This window comes from Terribium retamae (assembly GCF_022347545.1).
GTDB lineage: Bacteria > Pseudomonadota > Alphaproteobacteria > Rhizobiales > Rhizobiaceae > Mesorhizobium > Mesorhizobium retamae.
In genome coordinates this window covers 1-1,139 of the sequence record NZ_JAKREW010000116.1, presented here as the reverse complement: position 1 = coordinate 1,139, position 1,139 = coordinate 1, and the positions used below count along the sequence as shown (strand labels likewise).

Sequence of the window (1,139 nt, the reverse complement as noted above, 5' to 3'; positions counted from 1 at the left end):
GTACGGCCGCCTTCGCGGATAGCGAAGCGCAGCTTCTCTTCCATGGCGATCGGCACGATCAGCTCGACGTCAACGGTGATGTTGTCGCCAGGCATCACCATCTCGGTGCCGGCCGGCAGCGAAACGATGCCCGTCACGTCCGTCGTGCGGAAGTAGAACTGCGGACGGTAGTTGGTGAAGAACGGCGTATGACGGCCACCCTCTTCCTTCGTCAGGATGTAGGCTTCCGCCTTGAACTTCTTGTGCGGCTTCACCGAACCCGGCTTGGCCAGAACCTGACCACGCTCGACGCCCTCACGGTCAACGCCGCGCAGCAGCGCGCCGATGTTGTCGCCAGCCTGGCCCTGGTCGAGCAGCTTGCGGAACATCTCGACGCCCGTGCAGGTCGTCTTGGCGGTCGGACGGATGCCGACGATTTCCAGTTCCTCGCCAACCTTCACGATGCCGCGCTCGACGCGACCGGTCACGACCGTGCCGCGGCCCGAGATCGAGAAAACGTCTTCGATCGGCATCAGGAACGGCTTGTCGATCGGACGCTCCGGCGTCGGGATGTAGGCGTCGACCTCTTCCATCAGCTTGCGAACCGCGTTCTCGCCGATCTCCTTGTTGGAGTCTTCAAGAGCTGCAAGCGCCGAACCCTTGACGATCGGAATGTCGTCGCCGGGGAACTCGTACTTCGACAGAAGCTCGCGAACTTCCAGCTCAACCAGCTCCAGAAGCTCGGCGTCGTCGACCTGGTCGACCTTGTTCAGGAACACAACGATCGCAGGAACGCCAACCTGACGGGCCAAAAGGATGTGCTCGCGGGTCTGCGGCATCGGGCCGTCGGCAGCCGACACAACCAGGATCGCGCCGTCCATCTGGGCAGCACCGGTGATCATGTTCTTCACATAGTCGGCGTGGCCGGGGCAGTCGACGTGCGCATAGTGACGCGAAGCCGTCTCGTACTCAACGTGAGCCGTCGAAATCGTGATGCCGCGCGCCTTCTCTTCAGGGGCTGCATCGATCTGGTCATAGGCCTTGAATTCGCCGAAATACTTCGTGATCGCCGCCGTCAGCGACGTCTTGCCATGGTCAACGTGACCAATCGTGCCAATGTTCACATGAGGCTTCGTACGCTCGAATTTACCTTTTGCCAT

At 61.3% G+C, this 1,139-nt stretch carries 1 protein-coding gene; it reads right to left on the bottom strand.

The annotated features are described in order from the left end of the window. A partial coding sequence (gene tuf / locus L4923_RS30780; protein WP_239370881.1) for an elongation factor Tu occupies positions 1 to 1,139 on the bottom strand: 1,139 nt, incomplete at its 3' end.